Source organism: Pseudomonas cichorii (genome assembly GCF_019719005.1).
GTDB classification, from domain to species: domain Bacteria; phylum Pseudomonadota; class Gammaproteobacteria; order Pseudomonadales; family Pseudomonadaceae; genus Aquipseudomonas; species Aquipseudomonas cichorii_E.
Window position 1 is genome coordinate 1 of record NZ_JAIGPJ010000035.1, and the last position, 364, is coordinate 364.

At 48.1% G+C, this 364-nt stretch carries 1 rRNA gene; it reads left to right on the forward strand.

What is annotated here, in order from left to right:
- The first annotated feature begins 178 nt into the window (after positions 1-178).
- Positions 179-294 (forward strand): 5S ribosomal RNA (gene rrf / locus K5D32_RS20830).
- Positions 295-364 lie beyond the last annotated feature (70 nt).

A 364-nucleotide genomic window follows, 5' to 3' on the forward strand; every position in this document is an offset into this window, starting at 1 on the left:
AGCAGTGAAACGATGCATCGCCGATGGTAGTGTGGGGTTTCCCCATGTGAGAGTAGGTCATCGTCAAGATTCAAATTCAGAACCCCCATCTGCGAATGCAGGTGGGGGTTTTGTCTTTAAGTAGAAGTCACTCAATTTTGCTGACACGTTACCTTGTAACGGATCGGCCACAGAATTTCTTGACGACCATAGAGCATTGGAACCACCTGATCCCATCCCGAACTCAGTAGTGAAACGATGCATCGCCGATGGTAGTGTGGGGTTTCCCCATGTGAGAGTAGGTCATCGTCAAGATTCATTCCGAAACCCCAGTCTTGTTGTCCCGGAGCAGGGGGTTTTTTTTTTTGTTCTTTCTAAGGAGGTT